The sequence below is a fragment of the Streptomyces lonarensis genome (genome assembly GCF_012033735.1).
Lineage (GTDB): Bacteria > Actinomycetota > Actinomycetes > Streptomycetales > Streptomycetaceae > Streptomyces > Streptomyces lonarensis.
Window position 1 is genome coordinate 1 of sequence record NZ_JAAVJD010000456.1, and the last position, 1494, is coordinate 1494.

Sequence of the window (1494 nt, forward strand, 5' to 3'; positions counted from 1 at the left end):
GGCCGGTTCACGCCCGGCCGCCGCCGCGTCCGCCGGATCGGGCGGAGGCCCGTCCCGTCAGTCGGCGAGGAACGCGGTCAGCGCGTTGGCCAGCAGGTACGGGTCCGCCGCGCCGCACAGCTCGCGCGCCGAGTGCATCGACAGGATCGCCACACCGATGTCGACGGTGCTGATGCCGTGCCGTGCGGCGGTGATCGGGCCGATGGTCGTGCCGCAGGGCATCGCGTTGTTGGAGACGAACGTCTGCCACGGCACCGACGCCCGCTCGCACGCCTCGGTGAAGACGGCGCGGCCGCTGCCGTCGGTGGCGTAGCGCTGGTTGACGTTGACCTTGAGGATCGGCCCGCCGTTGACGCGCGGCAGGTGGCCGGGGTCGTGGCGCTCCGCGTAGTTGGGGTGCACGGCGTGGCCGGTGTCGGAGGAGAGGCAGACGGAGCCGGCGTAGGCGCGGGCGCGGTCCTCGGCGGAGCCGCCCCGTGCCAGGACGGACCGCTCCAGCACGTTGCCGAGCAGCGGGCCCTCGGCGCCGGTGTCCGACTGGCTGCCGTTCTCCTCGTGGTCGAAGGCGGCCAGGACCGGGATGTGCGGCAGCGTGAGCTCGCCGGCGTCGGCGCGGCCGGCGAGCGCGGCGAGCGCCTCGGTCGCGGCGTGCACGGAGAGCAGGTTGTCCATCCGCGGCCCGGCGAGCAGTTCGCGGTCCTTGCCCAGGTAGGCGGGGGGCTCGACACTGTGGACCATGAGGTCCCAGCCGGTGACGTCCGCGGCCTCGACACCCGCTTCGGCGGCGAGGAAAGCGATCAGTTCGCCCTCGGTCGGGGTCCCCGTGCCCCACACCGGCTGCATGTGCTGCTGCCGGTCCAGCTTGAGGCCGTCGTTGACCTGGCGGTCGAGGTGGATGGCGAGCTGCGGGACGCGCAGCAGCGGCCGGTCCACGTTGACGAGGACGGAGTCGCCGCCGCGCAGCGTCAGGCGCCCGGCGAGGCCGAGGTCGCGGTCGAGCCAGGTGTTGAGGAGGGTGCCGCCGTAGATCTCGACGGCGACCTGCTTCCAGCCGTGGCGGCCCGCGTCGGGCAGCGGCTTCACGCGCAGGTTCGGCGAGTCGGTGTGGGCGCCGGCGATGCGGAACGGCGTGGCGGGGGTCGCGCCCTCCGGCACGTACCAGGCGATGATCGCGCCGCCCCGCAGCACGAAGCGTCCGCCGCTGTCGCCGTCCCACGCGTCGGTCTCCCGCAGTTCGCGGAAGCCGGCCTCGACGAGACGCTCGGCGGCGGTGGCCACGGCGTGGTACGGCGAAAGGGAGGCGGACAGGAACGTCAGCAGGCCGTCGGTGTGGTCAGGGCCGAAGGTCGGTAGCGCGCTCATGCGAGCCAGCATACGGAGGGCTGCCCCGGGCGGCGCCTCCCGGCCTCGCCGGGCCCCTGCCGCTGCGCGGCGGCGACTCCGTCCTCGTCAACGTGGACCGGCCGCTGCTGCGCGTCCCGCAGCTCGCCATCC

General features: G+C 74.5%; 1 protein-coding gene. It reads right to left on the reverse strand.

The genetic code is table 11. The features are described from left to right. Window positions 1-57: 57 nt before the first annotated feature. On the reverse strand, window positions 58-1362 hold the full coding sequence (locus HCN56_RS25490) for a M18 family aminopeptidase (protein WP_167974999.1): 1305 nt from the start codon (window positions 1360-1362) through the stop codon (window positions 58-60). Window positions 1363-1494: the final 132 nt, after the last annotated feature.

Coding starts and splice junctions, on each gene's coding strand:
- HCN56_RS25490 (WP_167974999.1), bottom strand. CDS start 1,362: ATGAGCGCGCTACCGACCTTCGGCCCTGACCACACCGACGGCCTGCTG.